This is a genomic window from Pseudomonas putida W15Oct28, from assembly GCF_000708715.2.
Classification (GTDB): Bacteria; Pseudomonadota; Gammaproteobacteria; order Pseudomonadales; family Pseudomonadaceae; genus Aquipseudomonas; species Aquipseudomonas putida_R.
Map to the genome: position 1 here is coordinate 188,422 of NZ_JENB01000006.1, position 21,317 is coordinate 209,738.

Below are 21,317 nucleotides of genomic sequence, written 5' to 3' on the forward strand. Positions count from 1 at the left end.
AAAGCCCTTCCCTCTCAGGGGTTCAGGCCGCTGACCTCAATGATCGAAATTTCTCCTGTGGCACGATCAGTGACCTTGATGCTCAAGGCCCCGGAATCGTCGATGACGTCGATGAGAAACGCATCGGTCGCCATGCTGCCGGTGCTGCCGTTGCTGATGTTGTCCAGCAACTGCGACAACATCCGCGACTCCAGCTGGTTGCTGAAGCGCTCCAGGGCCGTGGTGCCGGTAAAGGCCGAGGCACGGTCCTTGAGGTCGGGGTCGTCGTAATCGTTCTGCGCCTGGGCGTTGTTCAGCAGCCAGGTGCCGTTCAACGGGTTGCCGCCAAAGGCCGGGTTGACCGGGGTGTACACCAGCTCGGTGGCCTGGGCAGCGCAAGCGCTGGCCAGCAGGCAGGCGGCAATGCAACGTGGAATGCGGTGGTTCATAGCTCGTCCCTCTCCAAGTCGGTGGTGTCCTGTAGCAGGCGTTGCAGCTTGCGTTGAATGATCTGCTGCTTGACCAGGTCGGCGGCTGCCACGGCCTCGTCTTTAAGCTCGGTGGTGTTCGGTGGCAGGAAGCGGCGGTACATCACTTCCCGCTCGAACTCCACGGTGACCAGGCTGCCCCAGCGGGCATCCGGGCGTTCGCGTACCACCAGGTTGAAATCCAGCCGGCTGGTGGCGCGCAGGCGATCGGCGAAGTAGTAGTAAAAATCGTGGCCGATATGCGAAATGGTGTTGTCGACGATGAAGCCCTGCATCTCGTCTTCGCTCCCGGCCTTGGCCGAAGTGGCCAGCGCCAGCAGCAGGCCCAGGCACAGCGCAGCCAAGGTATTCATGGCGTGTCTCCCGGGCCGCTGTGGGTCTGCACGCCGCCGGCACTTTCGCTGAAGGCCTGCTCGGCGACGAACTGCCAGTCGCTGTAGTGTTCCAGCCCTTCGAAACCGGTCCATTCGGCGCTGAAGCCACTGTGCTTGAACGGGGTGGCGTCCGAGCGGCTGTATACGCCGGTGATGCGGCCGTCGATCGCGCGCATCAGGCCCCATTCGTCGCTGTTGGTGATGGGGTCGGGGTAAAGCCTGCGAATGTGCCGTTGGGCCTGCGGGAAGCGGTTGTCCTGCACCAGGTCGGCCAGCTCCTGCGGGTACTGGGCCAGGCCCGGCGAGGCACGGTAGTAGCTGCGCAGGGCCTGGGCGTACTGGCTGCCCACCCACAGCAGTTGGCGCTCGCGGTCGCGCTGGGCGGCACTGGCCCAGATCGTGCCAGTGGCGGCCAGGGCCACGCTGCTGACCGCAATCAGCAGCAGCACGCCCAGGTAGGTGAAGCCGCCGTCGGCCTTACCACTCAGCGAAGAGGCTGCCATCACGCGCCCTCCCTGTGGCACCGCTCTTGATATCGGCCACGCCGCCGGCCACGCCCTCGGGCGGTGGCACCAGCTGCCAGGCATCGCTGCGCTCGGTGATCGGGTCGACCGGGGTGTTGCGCAGGTAACGTTGCTCCACCAGTTGCTCCAGCGAATCCGGGTAGTGACCGGTGTCGCCGTAGTAGTGGTCCAGCGACTCGCGCAGCACCGCCAGGCTCTGGCGCAGGGTGGCTTCACGGGAGCTTTCCAGGCTGTTGAAGTAACGCGGCATGGCGATGGTCAGCAGCGTGGCGATGATCGCCATGACCACCAGCAGTTCGATCAGGGTGAAGCCTTTGCTGCGTTTCATGGCTGTCACCATTGCCCGTAAGGGATGCTGTTGAGGCCTTTGCCACGGGCCCTGGAGTACACGTCGAACACGTCTTCGCCTTCGCGCGGGTTGTCGGGGCTACTGTCATAGGCGCGCAGGCCCCAGCCACCTTCGTCTTCATCCTTGGCCGCCACCAGCGGGTCGTGCGGGATGCGCCGCAGGAAGTAGAACTTGGCGCCCTTGGCACTGCGCACATCGCGCACGCCGTCCACCAGCACCTGCAGGTTCGGCGGATAGCCGCTGGCGTCCAGGCGCTTCTCGATGTAGCCCGCGTCGAAGGCCCGCTTGTAAGCGTCGATGGCATCACGAATCTGGTACAGCGCCTCGCGCAGTTGCTGCTCCTTGCCGCGGCGCACCACGGTTTCGGTCAGCGGCGCGGCCATGCTGGCCAGCAGCCCGAGCAGTGCCAGGGTCAGCACCACCTCGATCAGGCTGAAGCCCTGCATGCGGCGCCGGGCTTTCATGGCCGTGGGCTCCCGTTGACCGGGGCCACTGCCATCTGGCTGTCCACGACCGGTGCGTCGGTGGTCGGCGCGTTGCCGGGCACGTCGATTGGCGGCAGCGGCGCCATCTGGCGTACCTGCATGGCCGACTCGGTGCCGGTGGAAAACTCCATGTCCGACGGGCTCTGGTACGGCAGGTTGCGCACGATGCGCGGGGTGATCGCCAGCACCAGCTCGGACTTGCTCATGTCGTCCTTGTTGCTGCCGAACAGCCGGCCCAGGCCCGGGATATCACCCAGCCCCGGGATCTTGTTGCCGCTGGCGTTGTGGTCGTTGCGCACCAGGCCGGCCAGTACCTGGGTTTCGCCATCGTGCAGGCGCAAGGTGGTCTGGGCGTTGCGGGTGTCGACCTGGACCGGGATGGTGCCCTGGCGGGTGGCCTCCAGCGGGGTGGCGTTGCTCACTTCCAGGGCCACCTTGATCGCCACTTCGTTGTTCAGGTGCACGGTGGGTTGCACTTCAAGCTTGAGACCCACGTCCAGGTAGGTGACGCTTTCGGTGATCACCGGGCCCTGGGTGGACGGCACCGAAGTGGCGCTGATGATCGGCACTCGCTGGCCGATGTGAATGCGTGCCTGCTCGCGGTTGCTGACGCGAATCACCGGGCTGGCCAAGGTGTTGATGTCCTTGTCCTGGGCATTGATCTTGGCCTGCGGTGCCGGCGAGATGCTGATGCGGCTGGAGTCGATGCCACGCAGCTGGTCGAGCACGCTCACCGACTTGCCGTCGGAACTCAGCACGCCGAAGGTGTTGGGCCATTGCAGGCCAAGGTCGAGGATGCGCGAGGTGGCCACCTCCATCACCTCCACCTCCAGCACCACCTCGGGGTTGGACTGGTCTTGCGACTGCAGCAGCTTCTCGGCCATGCGCACGGCATCGGGGGTGTCGCGCATGGTCAGGGTGTTGAGGCGCTCGTCAACGAACACGTCGCGGGTCTTGAGCATGGTCTTGACCATGTTCAGCGCGGTGTTGGCGTCGATGCTGGTCAGGTAGAAGGTGCGCATGACCAGTTCCTGATAGTCCTTGGTCTTTTGCGGCGAGTCGGGGTACACCATCAGGGTGTTGTCGTTGACGATCTTCTGGCGCAGCTGGTTCTGCTCCAGCAACAGCGCCACGGCGTCTTCGATGCGCACTTCACGCACGAAGATGGTCGCCTTCATGTCTGGGCGCATGTCTTTGTCGAAGATGAAATTGATGCCGGCGACCTGGGAGAGCACCTCGAAAATGGTCTTCAGGTTGGCATCGCGAAACTCCAGGGTGACCGGCCGGTCCAGCTTGCTGCGCAGCTGCGGGAAGGGCTGCGCGGTGCGTGCCTGGACGTTCTCGATGTCGCTGCGCAGGGCCATGCCTTTCTGGTTTTGCGGGTCCAGGCGCAGCACTTCGCGGGTGTAGCGCTCGGCGCCGAACAGGTCGCCCTGGCGCAATGCTGCCTGGCCCAGGGCCACGCGCTCGTCGAGGGTACGGATCAGCTCCAGCTGGCGAGTACCTTCCTGGGCGCGGCGGTTGTTCGGTTCCAGGGTCAGCACCCGGCCATAACCCATGCGGGCATTGGCAAAGTCGTGGCGGATACGGTCGGCATCGGCCTGGGTCAGCAGTGCTTCCACGGCGGCCTGGCGGCTGTGGGCCAGGGCGATGTTCAGCTCGGTGTCACGCGGGTCCTCGCGCAGGGCTTCTTCCAGCCGGGCGATGCCGGCTTCGTACTGGCCCTCCTTCATCAACTGGTCGCTGTCCTTGCGTACCGCGCTGGAGCCGCAGCCGGCAATGGCCACGCACAACGCCAACAGCAGGAACGGAGCAGGCTTGCACAGCTTTGACGACTTCATGGTGCGCTCCCGACAGACAAGGTCTGCGACTGGTGCAAGGGCAGGTAGACCAGGCTCAGCTCGTTGGCCGATACCCGATCGAGGCGATACGTGTCTTCGATGACGTCGCCCTGGCGCACGACGTAGAGTTTTTCGCCGCTCTGCAGGAAGATCTGCAGGTCGTCGTTGTTGCCCATGCGGCCGATGAACTGGAACGGCAGCTCCGGGGCGGTCGGCGCTGCGGCCACGACGGGCACGACAGCCACGGGTTGTTCGGTGACGGTGGCCAGGGCTTGGGGTTTGGTCCATTGCTGGGTTGGGAACAGGTCTCTGGAGGCCTGTTCCGGCCCTTTCGCGGGCGAGCCCGCTCCCACAGGATTTGTGGGTGCCGCAGAACCTGTGGGAGCGGGCGAGCCCGCGAAGGCCGCGACGCTGTCTTCCTGGCCGAACCAGTGCCCTGGTGCCCAGGCAATGATGGCGCTCACGCCGAGGAAGCTGGCCCAGATGACTGCACGTTGTGTGTTCATCACGACCTCGACAGGTAAAGGGTCATGCGCAGGCGGGCATTCAGCTCGCTGTCGCCGATGCGTTTGCGTTGCAGCTCGAGGTCTTCCAGCACCAGGGTCGGCAGCTGCTTCAGCAGGCCTTTGATAAAGGCGCGAATCTGCGGGTAGCTGCCGCGCACCGGCAGTACGATCTGGTAGCGCGCCAGCTGGGTCTTGGGATCGATGCCCAGGGCGTACTCACCGCGCGCCAGGCTGATGTGCTCGGCGCTGGCCAGGTGGTACAGGCGCTCGATCAACTCGCTGGCCTGGGGCTGCCCCGGCAATTGCTGGCGAAGGCTGTCGAGGGCCTGCTGCTCGGGCTTGACGGCGATCTTCACCTCGCCACGCTTGACCCGCCCGACCTGCACACTGGCGTCCGCTTCGGTGGCGCGCAGCTCGCGTACGCTCTGCCACTGCGGCAGCACCCCGGCGCACACCACGCCCACCGCCAGCACGCCCACGGCGACGGCGGCCAGGCCAACCGGGCCGACGCGGCGCAGGCGTTCCTGGAGGAGCAGACTGTTCAGCGATTCAAGGGCGCGCATGGCCAGTCTCCCAGGTGGCGGTGAGGGTGAAGCGCACCGGGTGCTCAGGCTGCGCGGCCAACACTTCGTGGTTGAGCAGCGATACATCGCTGAGCTCATCGCTGGCTTCCAGGCGCTGGTGGTACTGCAGCATCGCTTCCAGGTTGCGTGCTTCGGCAGCGATACGGACCTGGCCCTTGCGCGCGTCCGGGGTCAGGCCGAGCAGCGCGACATCGTCCTGCGGCAAGGCTTCGAGCATGGCGAACAGCTGCTGCCAGGGGCGTTGCAGTTGTTGCGACACGCTGCGCATCTGTGCCAGCCGCTCGGCCTGCTCACGGCTGGCAGCGGTGCTTTGCGGGGCAGTGGTGGCCGGGCGACGGCCCAGTTGCAGCTCCAGGCTGTGCACGCTGGCCTCAAGGTCTACCTGCTCGGCCTGCAGGTTTTGTTGCAGCAGCACCAGGCCGGCGACCATGGCACCGCCCAGGGCCAGCAGCGACCAGGCCAATGGGCCGCTGCGCCGGGGTTGGAATTCCAGTTCGAGGCGGCGCATGTCAGGCCACCGCCCGCCACATGGCGCACAGGGGGTCGGCTTCGCTGGCCGGCTGGCACAGCTGCACCGCCGCCAGTTGCGGCACGTCGCCCCGGCCCGGGGCATGCAGGTACACCCGTGGCAAGCGCTCGCCATACAGCTCGCAGGTGCGCTCGATCAACGCTTGCAGGGCCTGGTCGCTGTCGGCGCAGCCTTGCGCCAGCACTTGCTGCCAGGCGCCGCCGGCGGCCAGCAGCAGCACGCTGCGGCGCGGCTCGGCCAGCACGAACAGGAAGTCGCCCTGCTCCAGCTGTGGCGAGCAGCGGTTGTAGGCGGCCATCAGGTACGGCTGCACCGAGCGCAGGCTCAGGCGGCTTTCCCGGCCCAGCCCCTGCAACCGTTGCAGCAGGGCTTCGGGCAGCGCCGTGGCGATGCGGGCGGCACCGGCAGGCTCGGGCGACAGCACGATGCGCCAGTCGTCCAGCGGCTGCCCGTAGAGGTTTTCGAAGCAGGCCCGGGCATAGGCGTCCAGCTCGCGCGGGTGGCCGATGGCATCACTCCAGGGCACCAGGCAGAAGCGGCTGTAGCGGGCCGACAGCAGCACCCGCAACTGGGCGCCCCGTACGGCATGCTCGGCCAACAGCCCGCCCAGCGCGTCAACGGCGGCTTCCCAGGCTGGCTGGGCGGCGTCGCAACTGAACTCGCGGCTGCCCAGCCACTGGTGTTGGTGTTTGTGCCAGCAACCCAAGCCGACACCCTCGGCGCCAAGCACGGCGCAGAAACGCTCAGATGAATGTGACACGGTTGATCTCCTCAAGGGTGGTGCGGCCATCGCGGACCAGGTCCAGGGCCGAAGCCCGCAGCAGGCGCAGGCCGCGCTGGCAGGCAAGTGTCTTGATTTGCGACAGGGGGCGGCGCTCGACGATCATCTGCCGCAGGTCGTCGTCCAGGTGCAGCAGTTCAGCGATCGCGCTACGGCCACGGAAGCCACTGCCCCGGCACTGGCCGCAGCCCTGCACGCGGACGAACTTCCAGCCGGCCACGCCTTCGCGGGTCAGGCCAGAGCCATACAGGGTGTCGTCATCCACTTCGCAGGGGCTGGAGCAATGCGTGCAGGCCAGGCGAATCAGGCGCTGAGCCAGCACCGCATTCAGTGCAGAAACGAAGCTGTAGGGGTCGACCTGCATCTGGCTGAAGCGGCCGATCACGTCAAACACGTTGTTGGCGTGGATGGTGGTGAACACCAGGTGGCCGGTAAGCGCCGACTGCACGGCAATTTGCGCAGTGTCCGGGTCGCGGATTTCACCGACCAGGATCTTGTCCGGGTCGTGGCGCAGGATCGAGCGCAGGCCGCGGGCGAAAGTCAGGCCCTTCTTCTCGTTGACCGGGATCTGCAACACGCCAGGCAGCTGGTACTCGACCGGGTCTTCGATGGTGATGATCTTGTCCACGCCATGGTTGATCTCGCTGATCATGGCGTACAGGGTGGTGGTCTTGCCGCTGCCGGTGGGGCCGGTGACCAGGATCATGCCGTAGGGTTCGGCAGCCAGCCGGCGCAGGGCGCGCAGGGTTTCGTCGGCAAAGCCCAGGGCCTGCAACTGCACACCGCTGACCCGGTCGGACAAGTCCTGCTTGTCGAGCACCCGCAGCACGGCGTCTTCGCCAAAGATGCTGGGCATGATCGATACACGGAAGTCGATCTGCCGGTCGCCCACGGCAACCTTGAATCGGCCGTCCTGGGGCACGCGTTTTTCGCCGATGTCCAGTTCGGCCATAACCTTGATGCGCGAGATCACCTGGTCGGCAAAGGCACTGCCACTGGCCTTGCCGGCGCCGTTGAGCACACCGTCGATGCGGTACTTGATGGTCAGGCCCTGGCCGGTCATGCCCAGGTGGATGTCGCTGGCGTGCAGCTTGAGGGCGTCGTACAGGGTGGAGTTGACCAGCTTGACCACGCGGCTCTGGTCTTCGCTGATGCTGGCCAGCGACAGGCGTTGCAGCGGGTCGCCTTCGCTGCTGGCCTCGGCGTCATGGTCAAGGGCATCGACGGCGTGGAAGCTTTCTTCATGGCGGGCCAGGAAGGTGGCCAGTTCGGCGGCGTGGGCCAGGTACAGCGGCGCGCCTTGCAGCACATCGTCGATCCAGGCCAGGCGGGCGGGGTCGAAGGGGTCGGCGAACACGCCCAACAGCTGGCCGCCCTGCTCGATCAGCACGAATTCGCGCTTCAGGCACGCGGCGAGGCTGACCTTGTCAAAGCGTGGGCTGCTGGCCAGCAGGGTATGGCTGTCCAGCACCGGGTAATGCAGGGTCAGGCCCAGGCGACGGGTGAAGGTATCGGGGTTGTCGCAGGCAAGGCGTTCCAGGCAGTTGAGCAGGCGCTCGTCGCTGGCTTGCAGACGGGCCTGGGCCAGCAGGTCGCGGGGGTAGGCTGAGAAGGGTGGCGGATTCTTCGCGGGCATGCCCGCTCCCACAGGTTCACTGCAAACCTGAAGATCACGCGAATCCTGTGGGAGCGGGCATGCCCGCGAAGAGGCCGGTGCAGGCTGTTGCAGATCCCGGGTTGCATCGAATGCTTCTGGCATGGCCTGCGACTCCGCTCAGGGGGCGCGTCGCAGGCTGGCTCAGCCAGGGGTGCGGGCGCCGCTATTCCCCTGTGAGCAGTTGATCGTCGTCGGGCCCTGGTGGCTTGGCGCCGTTACGGCGGCGGTCAGCCAACACCCAGCTTCCATCGTACAACTGCAGGGGGAACGATTCGTTCCTGTTCTGGCGTCGTTCGACGAACCCTTCAGCCGGGTTGTCCGTGGCCCTGCGCCGGCGCTCGATGCCCATCAGGTCGAAGATTGCACGGGCCAGTTCCGCAAGTGGGAACGGCTTGAACAGGACATGGCTCACACCCAGCTCCGCGGCCCGCTCACGCACCTCGACGGTGGGGTGGGCGGTGATCAGCATGAAGTGGCACTGCCTGTTCTTGCGTACAGCCTCCAGAACCTGAAAACCTTCCATGTCGGGCAAGCGGTAATCCAGCACGATCACTTGTGGTTCCAGGCGTTCAGCCTGTTCGATACCACTAGCACCGTCGTGGGCAACATGAACTTCCAGGCCTTGCGCCTGCAGGTACGCTTGCAGGTTCTGCGCAAGGGTCTGTTCGTCATCGACTACCAATACTCTGTTCACCAAGGTCGACTCCCAAGAACTGCCCGGTTACCCGGTCCGCGAAGTGCGCCCTTGTAAAGGCTTGAGCAGGCTTCGTGCCAGGCGTGAATAGTCATGTTGCACCGCTGTAAGTTATTGATTTGCAAAGGGTGCCGGCCAGCACCCGAAACACGGCGAGTAGGCGCACCCGCCCGGTTCCCCACAAGCGGGGGAAATGATGGCACATTGCCAAACCGCAAATCCCCAGCATTGGGGGAAACGCCATCAGGGGCTTCAGTCAGCGATCTCCACTTTAGCGGAATCACGCAAACGTTGGCGCACGGACTGGCGCGCTTGCGCCTCGCGCTCGCCGATGAGCGCGGCCCCGGCCAGGACCAGGCTCTGTTCGTGTATGACCGAAGGGTTATCACTTTGGTTCTGCGCTCCTTGCAGTGTTTCTCGGTTGGCATCGTAGAATGCCTGCACTTCGGCCGGGCTCGGCGCGTCGACTGCGCTGAGCTGGGCATACACCTGCTGGGCCGCCATGTCTTGCCGGGTGTACTCAGTGTACTGTGCCCTATCAAAGCCCGCCTCTGCCAGACGCCGTTCGAAAATTGCCGGGCTGCCGAACGCGGCTTCTACCTCGCCGACATGCGCCGACACTTGCTCGTCGCTGATGGCAATGCCTTGGCGCCGCGCCTCCTGCCACAGCAACTCCTTGTCGATCAGCTCATTCAGCGCCTGATCGCGCAGGCGCTTGTACAGGCCCGGGTTGCGGATGCTGGTCACCGCGCGGCCCTGGGCGGCCAGGTATTCGCTGAAATAGCGCTCCAGGCGCGTCAACCCGATCTCCACGCCATTGACCCGTGCAACAGGTACATCGGCCCAGCTCGCCTTGGCCATTACCAGCAACAGGCACAGCAACACAATTCGCATGGCAACCTCCACTCAAAGGCTGTCCGGCACCGGCCGGTATGGGGTAACTGCGGTAAAGCGCGGCCCGGGCAGGGCCACCGCCACCACATGGGCACCGGCCATGCCCTGGCGGCGACCGGGGCCGAAGCCCAGCGCCGGGGTCAGGCCGGTAGACACATCGTGCAGGCCTTCCAGTGCGCCAATCAGCTGTTCACGGCTGGCGTCACGGCCAATCTGTTTCAGCGCTTCGCTCAGCAGGCGCAGGGCACACAGGGTATTGACCTGCAACGACGCCTGGCGTGGGTCCAGGCCCTGGCGCTGCTGCAGCCCGGCGAGGGTGGCCAGGCCCTGCTCGGTCCAGTCTTCGGGCACATAGGGGTAGGCCAGGAACACCCGTTGCGACCATTGCTCGGGCAAGCGCGCCACGGCGCCGGCTACCTGGCTGGAAGCGGCGAACAGGTAGGGCTGGCGGCCTGTTGCCTGCAACGCCGTCGCCAGCTCGACAAATGCCTGGGCGCGGCCGAGGAAGACGATGCCCTGCCCGTCCACGGCCTGGCCGTCGAAGGCCTCGATGGCGGGGGGCGCCCAGCCTTCCTGCAACAGGCGCTCGCGTACCTGCTCGGCTGCCGCTGCCTGCTCGTTGCCGGCGTACACCACGCGCAAGTCGCCCGGTGCAAGGCCCAACCCGGCACGGGCGTGGCCCGCCAGGCTCAGCAATTGCGCAGGCAGGCCGGGCAGCGGGTCGAAGATCTGTGCGCTGCCGCCGCTGCGCGGGGTACTGCCAATCAGGGGCACATTCTGTGGCGCCAGCAAGGTAGTCAGGCGCGGGTCGAGCATCGGTGCAAGGGGGGAAATCAGGGCGAACACACGCTCCTGCTCCAGCAACTGCTGCAAGGCTTGCTCGGCACTGGCCGGGTCGAAACCAGGGTCCAGCACAACCAACTCCAGGCGCCGCCCATGAATGCCGCCTTGCTGGTTGAGTTGCGCCAGCCCGTCTTCCAGCACCGCACGTACCACCTGCCCGGCTTCGGCCAGCGGGCCGGATGCCGGCAGCAAGGTGCCCAGGCGCAGTACGCTCTCCTCTATGCCGGGGTCGCGTTCATCGGCCAGGCGCTTGAGGTAGGCGGTAAGGTTGCGCTGGTCGGCCATGGTCAGTTCGAAGCGTGGCATGGCCGGGTCCAGGCGATTGCCGGCCGGGTCTACGCCATGCTGGATGGCCCGGGCCAGGCTGCGGTCGGTATAGGCCGGGTAGCTGCGGCCATTGGCTTCGCGTGCGCCCTGGCCTTGTGCCAGGCGTTGCCAGTCCAGGTTGGGCGGGCGCACGCCGCCTTCGGCGCGGCCACGGCCGTCGTTGCCGTGGCAGCTGGCGCAGGGCAGCACGCTGGCGGGCACACTGATGTCGCTGGCGCCGACCCGGGCCTGCAATTGTGCATCGCTGCTGGAAACGCCCTCGCGGTAGAGGCGTTTGCCGGCTTGTTCGTGCTCGGTCAGGTCAAGGGCTGAGGCACCGCTACACAGGGCAATGCCTAATGCGAATGCCAGATAGCGCAGTACTTTTTCAATGCCGGCGCGAATCCCTGTAGGAGCGGCCTTGTGTCGCGATCGGGCGCGCAGCGGCCGCAAAACCGGCACAGGCGCAGGACCTGATGAAACACATTCGCTGGTCCAGCGGCCGCTGCGCGCCCGATCGCGACACAAGGCCGCTCCTACAAGGGTTCGCGTCGGCACTGGTGAAGTACTGAGCATGATGCTCACCGGCCTGCCAAAGGCTGGGCCAGCAGCTGCATGCGCTGGGCAATGGCCGCGGGCGGCGCATCCGGGCGGATCTTGCTCCAGCGTTTGCCCGCCACATCGCCGGCAATCAGCTGCGTGGAGTGCTGCTCGGGGCTGGGCAGGAACTGGCCGATGCGGCCAAGCACCAGGTCGACATTGGCCTTGTCGCCAGTCAGAAACAGCCAGTTCGGCCCATCCACACCCTGCTTCTCGGCAAACGCCTTGAGTGCCTGCGGGGTATCGTTGAGCGGGTCGCTGCTGATCGACACGAAGGTCACCTGGCTGGCCAGTGGCTGGCCCATGGCCTCGCGCACTTCGCGCAGCTTGCGGGTGATCAGCGGGCAGGCATCGGTGCAGTGGGTGAAGATCACGTTCAGCATCACCACCTTGTCCTTGAGCACATCGCTGTAAAACCGCAGCTCGCGGCCGTTCTGGTCTTTCAGCACAGTATCGGTGAACCAGGTCTGGGCATCGCGGGTGCCGCCGCCACTGGTCATCGCCTGGGGGGCGGGCTGTGGCTCGGGGGCCTGCTCCAGGTGGCCTTCATGGGCGAAGGCCACAGAAGCGAGAATCCACAGGCAGCCGCCCAGCACCAGCCAGTCGAAAGCGCGCATGCCGCCGCGGCGGGAGGTTACAGAGCTCATGGTTGCACCTCATGGTGGTCGGCAATGGCCGTGCTCTTGGCATGCACCCGGCGGGCGCTGAGACGGTTGATTTCTTCGATCAGTACGGTGGGGTCGGTGAAGCCGTAGTAGCGCGTCCAGTGCCCGCTGCGCCCGTCACCCACCAGGATCAGCGGCGGGTGCTGGCTGAGGTCGGCGCTGAAGCTGCCCAGGCCCTTGAGGGTTTCGGTGACGGCGTACGGGGTGCCGGTCAGCCAGCTCCAGCCCGGCCCCTTCTGGAAGGCCTTGGCGTAGTCTTGCAGGCGCTTGGCGTCGTCACGCTGCGGGTCGACGCTGATCGATACCATGTGGATTTCTTCGCCTACCCGGCCACCCAGCTGTTGCTGGACCTTGCCCATGATCGACGACACCACCGGGCACACCGTGGTGCAGCTGGTGTAGATGAAGCCCATGACCACCAGGTGGTCACCGACCAGGTCCTTCTCCAGGCGCACCGGCATGCCGTCCTGGTTCAGCAGGGAAACGTCGGCAAAGCGCACACTGGTCTTTTCCTGGCGAGCCGCCGGTGGCTGTTCGGCGTGGCCTTTGTGATCGTGGCCGGCGTGGGCCAGGGCCAGGTTGCTGGCAAGTGCCAGGCTCAGGGTCAGCAGTTGCAAAGAATGCTTGGCGTTCATCGCACACTCCTCAATTCAGTCTGGGAAGCGTTGGTCGCTGCGGCCGGCAGGATGCGCAGGCTGGTGTAGTTTTCTTCGGCAAACTTGCGCCCCAAAGATGGGGACTGCACATGCAGGTACCAGGCGCCGGCTTCGGGCAGTGTGAGGGCTGCCTGGTAGACCCCCTCGCCTACTTCCTGCAACTGCAGGTTGCGCGGCATCGACGACGGCGCCAGGAAGTAGCGCAGGCTCAGGTCGTTCAGGCCCAGCCGCGGCTGGCCGTCGTCGCCGACGATACGCACCCGTGCGGTAATGGCGCTGTGCTGCGGCATCGGTTGGTCCAGGCCGATGAACTCGGCATGCGCGGCCTTGCGCTTGCCGGCATTGGGCGCTTCGGCGACATCGGCGCTGAAGCAGTGGATGATCTGCGGCTGGTTGAGCAGGAAGGCCACGTCGAACTTGCCGGCAGCGGGCAGTTTCACCGTCGAGCCGTACACCCCGGGCGCCACCTCGCGCAGGCTGCGGTCGACGACGATGGCGGCGCGGGCCTGGTGACCACGGTTGTTGTAGCCGGACATCGGCGCATTCATGCCCTCGGCGTAGAAGTAGGTGGTGTTGTCCACCGGGTTGACCACAAACACCGAATTGTCATCACGCGACACCGACAACCCTTGGGCCAGTGGCAGGTCACCGGCCTGGCGCGGCGCTGCCGGGCCGGCCTCGAAGCCCTGGACGATCGGCGTGCGCCCTTCGCCCAGGCTGGACAGGTTGATCATGGTCACTTTCGGCGAGGCCAGGCCGCGCACATAGGCATAGCCCTTGGTGAAGGTCAGCTGATAGGGTTCGGCCGCTACCGGGATGTGGTGGATCAGCTTGTCGGTACTGGCATCGATCACCAGGGCCTGGTTCTCAAGAGTGTTGAGTACCACGCCGTAGCGGCCATCGCTGCTGAAACGCATTGGCCCCAGACCCTGCTCGGCCGTGACCGTGTGGCGCAGCTGGTGGCTGCGGGCATCGAACACCCGCACGCTGCCCTCCTCGCCGTCCACCACGTAAACGGCCTGGGACAGCGCCGAGTAGCTGACCGACAGCGGGTGCGGGCCAACCTTGATGGTTTTGGCAAGGCGCATTTCCGGGATATCAATGACGCTCAGGGTGCCGCTGTCACGGTTGCTGACATAGGCAAAACGCGAGTCGGCGCTGAAGGCGATTTCGTGGTGCCCGGTGCCGGTGTTGAAGCTTTTCAGGGTGGTACGCCCTGGCACGTCGATCACCGTCACCCCACCCTTGGCCGGGTCACTGCTGTTGTTGCCTACCCACAACCGATGCTGGTCGGGTTGCAAGGCCACGCGCAGCGGCTGGTCACCGGCGTCCAGGTCGGCCACGCGGGTGAAGGTTTCGGTATCGATCACCGCCACCTTGCCGCGCTCGGGGATGGACACGAACACCTGCTTGTCGTCGCCGGTAGCCACCCAGTCCATGGGCCGCCCGGGCAGGTCGATGCGGGCCATGGTGCTGGTCACGCCACCCACCGAAACGGTCGGGTCGATCACCGTCAGGCTGGCGTCGTTGTTAAGCATCAACAGGAAGTAGCTGTTCAGGTCGAGCAGCGGCCGGGCGCCGATGCTGCTCTTGAGAAACAGCGCAACCCGCGCCTTGCAGCTTTGGTTGCGGTCGCCTATGGGCGCCGACTGCGCCGGGTCGATCCACGCCCCCGGGGCCATGCCCGACAGCGGCTGGCCACTGGTCTGGTCGCTGACCTTGAAGCGGATGTTGGCGAAGGCGCCTTCCTTCAACTCGCCCCCGGCCAGCGGCCGGGCCTCGAACTCCACGGTCACGCCGTCCCGGCTGAGCCGGTGCAGGGCCTGCGGGTCGGCAGGTTCCTGCAACAGCTCGCGGGGATCGCACCAGAGCTTTTCATACGCCACGCCCAGGCCGATCAGCGCCACTCCCAGCACTACCCCCAAGTAAGCAGGGCGAGTCTTTTTGTTCATGCTCGCGCTCCCCTTCCGTCACTGCGCCGCGGCCGTTGCCGGCGGCGCTTCGTTGGTCACCCGCAGAATCCCCCACAGCCCCGAGACGTTGCCGTAGGCGGCGTAGTCGCGGAACAGGTAGTCACCCGCCACCGCGTTGGCACCGCCGGCACTCGGCAGCATGAAGCTGAAGTGCGCCGCTGGCAGTACGCTTTCCTGGGCACCGATGTACATGGCCATCGGGTTGTAGCCGAAGCGCACCGAACCGATGCCAGGCAGGTTCATCGGGTAGCCGTCCGCGTCACTTTTCTCGGCCTGGTAGTTGTGCAATGGCCACAGGTGCCCGTCCAGCTGATAGGTGATGCCGCGGCTGCCACCGCTGGGCATCAGCACATGGCTGCGCACCGGCTGGCCAGGTTTGGCGTACAGCACCGGGGTTTGCGGGTCACCGCCGACCAGGGCGTTGCTGTAGGCCATGTGCGCGTTAGGCACATCGGCAAAACCGAAGCCATCGGCATGGCCGAACGGTGCATCCGGCGCCAGGCCAAAGCGCAGCCACAGCGGTTCGGTCTTGTAGTTCATGGCCATGTTGCCGTTGTCTTTCGGGTCCCCCGGCACGCCATTGCCTTCGGTGGCGATGCCTTCGACCGGGCGGCCGTCAGCCCAGCGCATGTTCATCGAGCGCTGCCACACCGTTACCAGGTCGCGGTAATCGGCTTGGCCTGTGACCTTGACCGTGGCCTGGGCCCGGCTGGCGGTGTCCTCGGTCCAGGTCGCGGTCTGCGGCAAGATGCTCATGCCACCCACCAGGCCTTTCTGTGGCTGCTTGATGAAGTCCGACGGCATCAGGTTCAGGCCACCGAACTCGATTGCCGTGGTGTTGATGTTGTCCACCGTGCGGCCCAGTTGCAGTACCGGTTTGCCCTCGCGCTCCAGGTGGCCGGCGTAGTACTGGTACACCCGGTTTGGGTAGGCACCGCTGTTGCCCACCCGGGGTGGCACGGTCTGCACCGGGTTGGCACCGACGTTGGCACCGTCCGACTTGGTGATGTCGTAGGCCAGCAACTGGGCATGCAGGCCCACATGGCTGGACGGCCGCATCAGGTTGTTGTTGAAGGCCGTGGAGCCTTCGCTGTCAAAGCGGTCACGCTTGACCACGTTCTGCATCACGGCCGTGCTTGGCAGGTCTGGCATGACCTGTGGCAGGCGGTTTTCCAGGGTGATGCTGATGCAGTCCCCGGCGTTGGCACGCAGCACCAGCGGCTCCACCGGCACACCGGCCTTGAGCTTGCCGGTGGTGGCGTCCAGGTCGGCCTTGCGCACATACAGCACGGCGGTCGGGTCATGCAGTGGTGCACTGTGGCCACCCACGGTGAAGGTGGTGCCGTCTTCTTCGTCGACCACCGTCACCTGCGGGATGTTGGTCTTGCGGCTGTTGAACACCAGGGTGCCACCATTGGCCTTCAGCGGGCCGCCGACATGCTGGCCCACACCGGCCGGGTCGTTGATGCTGACGCCGTTGCGGTTCTCGAGGATGTCGTTGGCCAGCGCCGCGACAATCTCGTAGCTGCGCTTGACCGTGGTACGGGTACCGATGCCGTTGGGGTTGGCCGTGGTTTTCGGGCAGATGCCGTCAAAGTTCACGGTATTGCGCATGGCCACGGGTTGCGTGTTGTTCGGCAGCGGGAACAGGTCGGCGCGTTGTGCAGTGTAGTTGCGCATCACGCCCCAGATGCCGTTCCAGTAGCCTTCCAGGGCGGCGTCCATGGAGTACAGGTAATCGCCGTTGGTAGCAGCAGAGCTGGAAATCATCGACACCGGCGCCATGAAGCCCATCTGTTCGGAAATACCGATCATCTGCGAGGCCTTCCAGCCCGAGTTGGAGCTGTTACCGAAGCCCGAACCGTTCTGCAGCCACTTCACGCCGTGCAAGGTCACGTTGTGCTCCTCCTCGTGGCCACCGGCGTGCAGGCGCAGCCGTACGTTGTCCCCGGAGTAGGTGCGCAGCATGGGCGTGAACGGATCACCCGGCTCGCTGCCGGCCTTGTTGATGTGCGGTGGGAACAGCGTGGTGCCGCCGGTAGGGCCAACCGCCGAGGTGATCGCCGAAGGCGCCAGGTTCATGGCCGGGATCGCACGGTCGGTACGGCTCTGCAAGGCATAGCTCAGGTCGCCGGCCAGGCCGTCCGCCTGCATGCCGCGCTTGCCATCGGGGCCGACCTTGTTCGGGTCGAAGACCCGCAGGGCCAGCGGCTCGTTGCGGTAGTTGACGACGAACATGCCAGGGTCATCGACCGAAATCGCCTGCGGGCAAGGCCGGCTTGGGCAGCCAGGGGCCAGGCCACCGCGCGACTCGACTACCGATTCAAGCAGGTTGGATGCCTTCTGCCGTACCGGCGGGTTGATGGCGTAGCGGAAGCTGTCGGCCGTGGCCGGGTAAGACTGCCCATTGGGGACGCCGTCCGGGCCAGCGCCCACGTACACGCCCGCTTCATAGGCATGCTGGAAGTCGCTGTATTCGAGGAAGAACTCACGGTAGCTGTCGTTCTTGCCATCGCCATCGTGGTCACCCGTCTTGATCACGGCTTGCCACGAGGTCGGCCCGCCGTCCTGGCGTGTGGCCGGGTTGTACAGTTGCTCGCCGGTTTCAGCGTGGTACCAGGTAGAGCCGGCAGGCTCGGCCAGCACGGTTGCGTAAAGCCCCAGCTGCTGGTGGGTGGATGGGCCGAGGTGGTCATGGGTAAAGATGGTGCCCAGGCCACGGTCAACGTTGTTCACGTTCACCAACGGGTCGGCGAACCAGCGTTGCATGGCCGTACGCGCGCCCAGCCAGTCTGCCCGGCCAAAGCGGCCAAAGTACGGGTGCTGCTTGGCTTTCGGGCAGGCGGCGGTGCCGTCGCGGCTGTCGCCTTCGGTGCAGCCGTTGTAGGCGCGGATGGCATGCACACGCTCGACCACGCTGCCGGGGGAGAGAACCCCGTCTTCATAGTTCCAGCCGTTGGCCGAGCCGTCGGCGGCCGTCAGGTCCCACTTGGGCAGGTGGATGTGCTGGCCGATCACGTCGGTCGGGGTACGCACCTGGTAGTCGTCCATTTCGTAGTACGACGGGATCAGGTTGGTGTGGGTGTACATGGTGCAGTCGAAGGTATTCATGCGCATCACCAGCGGCTCTGGCGGGCGCTGCTTGGTGATCACCGGCCAGGCGTCTTCCCACAGCGCCAGGATACGCGCCTGCGGGAAGTGGTAGCCGACCTTGTTGTACACCGCGTCGAACTGGATGTTGGCACCTTTGTAGATGCGCGGGCGGTCGGCGGTGAAGGTGGACGAACCACGGAAGTTCATGCCAGTCAGGCTCTCACCGCTCGCAAACTCGCCTACCCCCGAGGTTTGGGTCAGGCGCTTGCCGCGGTCATCCATGCAGGGCTCGTAGAACGGTGCGCCGGCAGTGGGCAAGGCGCCGTTGGTGCGGAACGCCTTGGCCACCGGCTGGCTGCCAGGGATCAGGGCGAAGCTGGCGTGCTCGGCCTTGGCGTGGAACTGCATGGCGGCCTGCTCGACATCGGTACCTTCTTCAGGCAGGTAGATGGGCTTGGCCTTGTGCACCACCTTGGAGAAGTCCAGCTTGGTGGTGGTGGTCACGGCCTCGCCACCCGCAGAAACACCGTCCAGCGCATGACGGCCCAGGCCGCCATCCCAGCCGTCTACCTGGTTGGCGTCGAGGTTGGCCCACAGGGCCTTGCCGCTGTCTTTCAGCTGCCGGGCCAGGGCCGGGTCGAGCATGTCCAGCGGCGGGGTTGGCGGGCGGTTGCCGACGCTGCTTTCCATGCCACCGATCCAGAACGGGTAGCCCGGGTTTTTCAGGGTGCCATCGGCGTTGCGGTTGGCATCGGTGCGGTCGACCAGCGCCAGCGAGCCGACGGCTTTGCGCACCGGCGCCTGGCTGGCGTGGTCGTCATCGCCTTCGTCGTCGGCTTCATCATCATCGTCGTTGGCGGCGACCAGTTGCTCAGACAGTTTGGGTACTACCACCACCTTGCCAGGCATCGGCGCCATGGCTTTGCCAGGCAGCGGCACGATGGCCGGAATCGGCGTACCAGCAACGATTTCGCCATCAGGCAATGCCCGGGCGCCAGCAGCCGGCTTGCCGCTGCGCAGGGCAAAAGGGGTGCTGTGAAAACCATTCTCGCCCTGCCCGCTCACTTCCAGCCGGGTGCCTTCTTCGAACACATCGTGCACCCGCCACATGGCCCACATTCCCTGGGCGAAGTGCGGGTAGAAGTGGCAGTGGTAAATGGCATCACCCGCCACGCGGTTGCGGTTGCCCGAGCCGCCGTTGGCAATCTCGTAGGTGTAGCCGATACCCGGCCCGATGCCTTGGGCATCGATGTAGTCGGAGTTGTCGTCGTTGGGGTTGAACAGCCACTGGTGGCCATGCAGGTGGAAGATGTGCTGCTCATGGCCATTGTGGGTGTTGCGGAACTTGGTGAAGTCGCCAATGTAGCTGTGGTGCACGTTGGCAGGCTCGGCCGGGTACAGCGCCATGTTGGCCTTTACCCCCACGGCACTGGCGGGCGGCGTCTGGCCTGGGCGAATGTTCTCCAGGCCAACGTTGGCCGGTACGTCCACCAGGGTGCCGATATCGCCCACGGTGTGCGCGCTGAGGAAGAACTCCTCGTAGGCGCACGACAGGCAGTCATGCATCGGCCCCACGCCCAGGCGGTTGGCGACCACTTCGGCGCCCATGCCGCCAGAGCCGTAGTTGATCATGAACGAATCGCGCGTTGGCTCCAGCACATGGCCCATCACCGGGTCCGCCCAGTAGCCCGGGAAGGCTTGGGTGGCGGCCACCTCATCGGCGAACTGCGAGGCGAAGTCGCGGAACGCTTCCAGGCGGTTGGGCAATGCGGGGTTGCGCTTATTGACGCTTTCCAGCGGGTAGGTCGAGCGCGGGAAGCTGCCGTCCGGGTTTGGCCCCATGACAATGGCGTCGGTCTCGCTGTTGAGAATTTCATTGCCGTCGACCATGGCAATGATCGGCTTGCCGGCCTTGCCCTCGCTGATCCACGGTTGGGTCTGCGGGTAGCGTGCCTGGTAATCGATAACCGGTTGGCCGGTGGCAGTGCGGCCGGTGGTGGCCAGGCGCATCTCTTCTTCGGTCAGGGTGTTGCGGAAGGTTCGCCCACCTTTGGGGACAACCACTACCTGGCCGAACAGGCCGTTGGCGACGTTACCTGCACCACCCTGGCCGCCAAACGTAGCGCCCTGGCTGGTGGCGGCAAAGGCACCCTCGCGCTCGGCGTACAGGGTGTAGCTGCGGGTGTTGCCGGGCGACACCAGGAAGTTGCCGTTACGGCCGGTGTTGGCGGCGATATCGCCAATGCTGTTGACCGCCTGCATGCCGTTCACCTGGAAGCCGACATGCCGGTCGTTCACCTGCTCATCGGCGACGAAATCCTCACCGCCTTCGTTCTCGACCTCGTTCTCCGGGCCTTCCTCTTCGCCTTCGGCTTCGTTTTCTTCAGGGTCGATGCCGTGCTTGTTGGGGTTGGCCTGGTAGGCGAGCAGGTTGGTCAGGTTGACCGTGAGGCAGTCACCGGCGGCTACCCGCAGCACAATCGGCCGTGGGCGCTTGTCCGGGCGCAGGGTGACCTTGCCCGGCACTGCAGCGCCGCCCTTGCCGAGGGGGACCTGTTTATCGTCCACCACATCTTCACGAAGGGCGAACATCATGCCGTTGGCGTTTTGCGCGCCAAGGCGGTTGAACATCAGTGGCTGGTCCAGTGCCACCACATTGGCGACCAAGGTGCGCTGGCACTGCACGGCCGCTTCGCTGGTCGATTCCCAGCCGAACAGGGCCAGAACGAGTGATGACAGAAGGGGGCCTTTGCGTGGCATGGACATGCTGCACCTCCGGGACACGGGGAGTCTGGAGGGATCAGAGGCAAGGTGTGTGCCAGAATATAATTGGCTTGTTTTTCAAACATTTGCGTTATAAATCGGAACAAGACGGGGAGGATGCCCCAGCGGTTTTCCCCGAATCGGGGGGTAGCAGGCACTTGCCGGTGCCTAACCCGCCCCCCGTAAATACACGTCATAACCGTGGCCCAAGGGTCACTTAGCCTTGGATGAAACTCACGACCTCATCAGCATGCATAAGCGGGTACGGCAAAATCGTCGCCCCCCAACGCCACTCATCCTGATCCCGCTCATCAATCCCCACGATCGTACTACAGGGCTCTGAACCCGGCGTGAAAACGCCCACCCCGGACACCTTGCCATCGCCGGCCACCACCCTCCAGGCAACATCACCTGCCGGTACTTGCATCTCTTTGCGTTCTCTGGCGTTGTAGTACCAGAGTGCCAGCTTCAATTGATCGCCGACCTTAGCGACCCTGATCACATGAGTGGGGGGCACGATGTGGGTGACGAACGTTGAATACGCAACATTGCTTCCCACTGTTGCCTTGACCTTGTCGACCCCCACAGGGCTTGGCAAATTTGCTCGATAGGCTGGCGCGATCAATAGCTCGGTGTTTTCGTTGAAAACAGCTGCAGGTTCGATTCGCAGAGGCGCCTTGTAGTAACAATCGCCCCCCTCCTTCTCAAGTACCCCCCGCGCCTCCCCCTCAAG

General features: G+C 65.2%; 19 protein-coding genes. All 19 read right to left on the minus strand.

What is annotated here, in order from left to right; all coding sequences use genetic code 11:
• Positions 1–14 precede the first annotated feature (14 nt).
• A complete protein-coding gene (locus tag AK81_RS06020; protein ID WP_016487339.1) occupies positions 15–428 on the minus strand; it encodes a curli assembly protein CsgF in 414 nt (137 codons plus the stop codon).
• Entirely contained in the window at positions 425–820 is a 396-nt protein-coding gene (gene csgE / locus AK81_RS06025; RefSeq protein WP_043197482.1) for a curli production assembly/transport protein CsgE, read from the minus strand. The genes AK81_RS06020 and csgE overlap by 4 nt, the downstream gene beginning before the upstream one ends.
• Positions 817–1,344 (minus strand): type II secretion system protein, encoded by a 528-nt coding sequence (locus tag AK81_RS06030; protein WP_043197483.1) that lies wholly within the window; start codon positions 1,342–1,344, stop codon positions 817–819. Before AK81_RS06030 ends, csgE begins: the two co-directional genes overlap by 4 nt.
• Positions 1,319–1,693, minus strand: a complete 375-nt coding sequence (locus AK81_RS06035) for a type II secretion system protein (RefSeq protein ID WP_043197484.1) — start codon at positions 1,691–1,693, stop codon at positions 1,319–1,321. The genes AK81_RS06030 and AK81_RS06035 overlap by 26 nt, the downstream gene beginning before the upstream one ends.
• 5 nt (positions 1,694–1,698) lie before the next feature.
• The gene (locus tag AK81_RS06040) at positions 1,699–2,178 is read right to left on the minus strand and encodes a type II secretion system protein (RefSeq protein WP_016499461.1); all 480 of its coding nucleotides are present in this window, start codon (positions 2,176–2,178) and stop codon (positions 1,699–1,701) included.
• Positions 2,175–4,040 (minus strand): secretin N-terminal domain-containing protein, encoded by a 1,866-nt coding sequence (locus AK81_RS06045; RefSeq protein WP_043197485.1) that lies wholly within the window; start codon positions 4,038–4,040, stop codon positions 2,175–2,177. The genes AK81_RS06040 and AK81_RS06045 overlap by 4 nt, the downstream gene beginning before the upstream one ends.
• Positions 4,037–4,546: a hypothetical protein gene (locus AK81_RS06050; RefSeq protein ID WP_043197486.1), complete on the minus strand. Its 510-nt coding sequence runs from the start codon at positions 4,544–4,546 to the stop codon at positions 4,037–4,039. The genes AK81_RS06045 and AK81_RS06050 overlap by 4 nt, the downstream gene beginning before the upstream one ends.
• On the minus strand, positions 4,546–5,109 hold the full coding sequence (gene pilO / locus AK81_RS06055) for a type 4a pilus biogenesis protein PilO (protein WP_043197487.1): 564 nt from the start codon (positions 5,107–5,109) through the stop codon (positions 4,546–4,548). Before pilO ends, AK81_RS06050 begins: the two co-directional genes overlap by 1 nt.
• The gene (locus AK81_RS06060) at positions 5,096–5,638 is read right to left on the minus strand and encodes a pilus assembly protein (RefSeq protein WP_043197488.1); all 543 of its coding nucleotides are present in this window, start codon (positions 5,636–5,638) and stop codon (positions 5,096–5,098) included. The genes pilO and AK81_RS06060 overlap by 14 nt, the downstream gene beginning before the upstream one ends.
• A gap of 1 nt (position 5,639) precedes the next feature.
• Positions 5,640–6,419 (minus strand): hypothetical protein, encoded by a 780-nt coding sequence (locus AK81_RS06065; protein ID WP_043197489.1) that lies wholly within the window; start codon positions 6,417–6,419, stop codon positions 5,640–5,642.
• Positions 6,403–8,076 carry a GspE/PulE family protein gene (locus AK81_RS06070; RefSeq protein ID WP_043197490.1) on the minus strand — a complete coding sequence of 558 codons (1,674 nt, stop codon included), beginning with the start codon at positions 8,074–8,076 and terminating at the stop codon, positions 6,403–6,405. Before AK81_RS06070 ends, AK81_RS06065 begins: the two co-directional genes overlap by 17 nt.
• Before the next feature lie 184 nt (positions 8,077–8,260).
• Positions 8,261–8,794 carry a response regulator gene (locus AK81_RS06075; RefSeq protein ID WP_043197491.1) on the minus strand — a complete coding sequence of 178 codons (534 nt, stop codon included), beginning with the start codon at positions 8,792–8,794 and terminating at the stop codon, positions 8,261–8,263.
• A 249-nt stretch (positions 8,795–9,043) separates the two neighbouring features.
• Positions 9,044–9,685, minus strand: a complete 642-nt coding sequence (locus AK81_RS06080) for a SurA N-terminal domain-containing protein (protein ID WP_043197492.1) — start codon at positions 9,683–9,685, stop codon at positions 9,044–9,046.
• Between the two features lie 12 nt (positions 9,686–9,697).
• Positions 9,698–11,182, minus strand: coding sequence for an ABC transporter substrate-binding protein (locus AK81_RS06085; protein ID WP_430297786.1), 1,485 nt, complete (start codon positions 11,180–11,182; stop codon positions 9,698–9,700).
• Positions 11,183–11,415: 233 nt separating this feature from the next.
• Complete coding sequence (locus tag AK81_RS06090; protein WP_043197493.1) at positions 11,416–12,081, minus strand: SCO family protein; 666 nt, start codon at positions 12,079–12,081, stop codon at positions 11,416–11,418.
• Entirely contained in the window at positions 12,078–12,734 is a 657-nt protein-coding gene (locus AK81_RS06095) for an SCO family protein (RefSeq protein WP_043197494.1), read from the minus strand. The genes AK81_RS06090 and AK81_RS06095 overlap by 4 nt, the downstream gene beginning before the upstream one ends.
• Positions 12,731–14,707, minus strand: coding sequence for a cytochrome D1 domain-containing protein (locus AK81_RS06100; protein WP_043197496.1), 1,977 nt, complete (start codon positions 14,705–14,707; stop codon positions 12,731–12,733). Before AK81_RS06100 ends, AK81_RS06095 begins: the two co-directional genes overlap by 4 nt.
• Before the next feature lie 18 nt (positions 14,708–14,725).
• Entirely contained in the window at positions 14,726–20,587 is a 5,862-nt protein-coding gene (mnxG, locus tag AK81_RS06105) for a manganese-oxidizing multicopper oxidase MnxG (RefSeq protein ID WP_043197499.1), read from the minus strand.
• A 214-nt stretch (positions 20,588–20,801) separates the two neighbouring features.
• Positions 20,802–21,317 (minus strand): hypothetical protein (locus tag AK81_RS30130; RefSeq protein ID WP_043197500.1); only part of this gene is annotated, 516 nt, incomplete at its 5' end.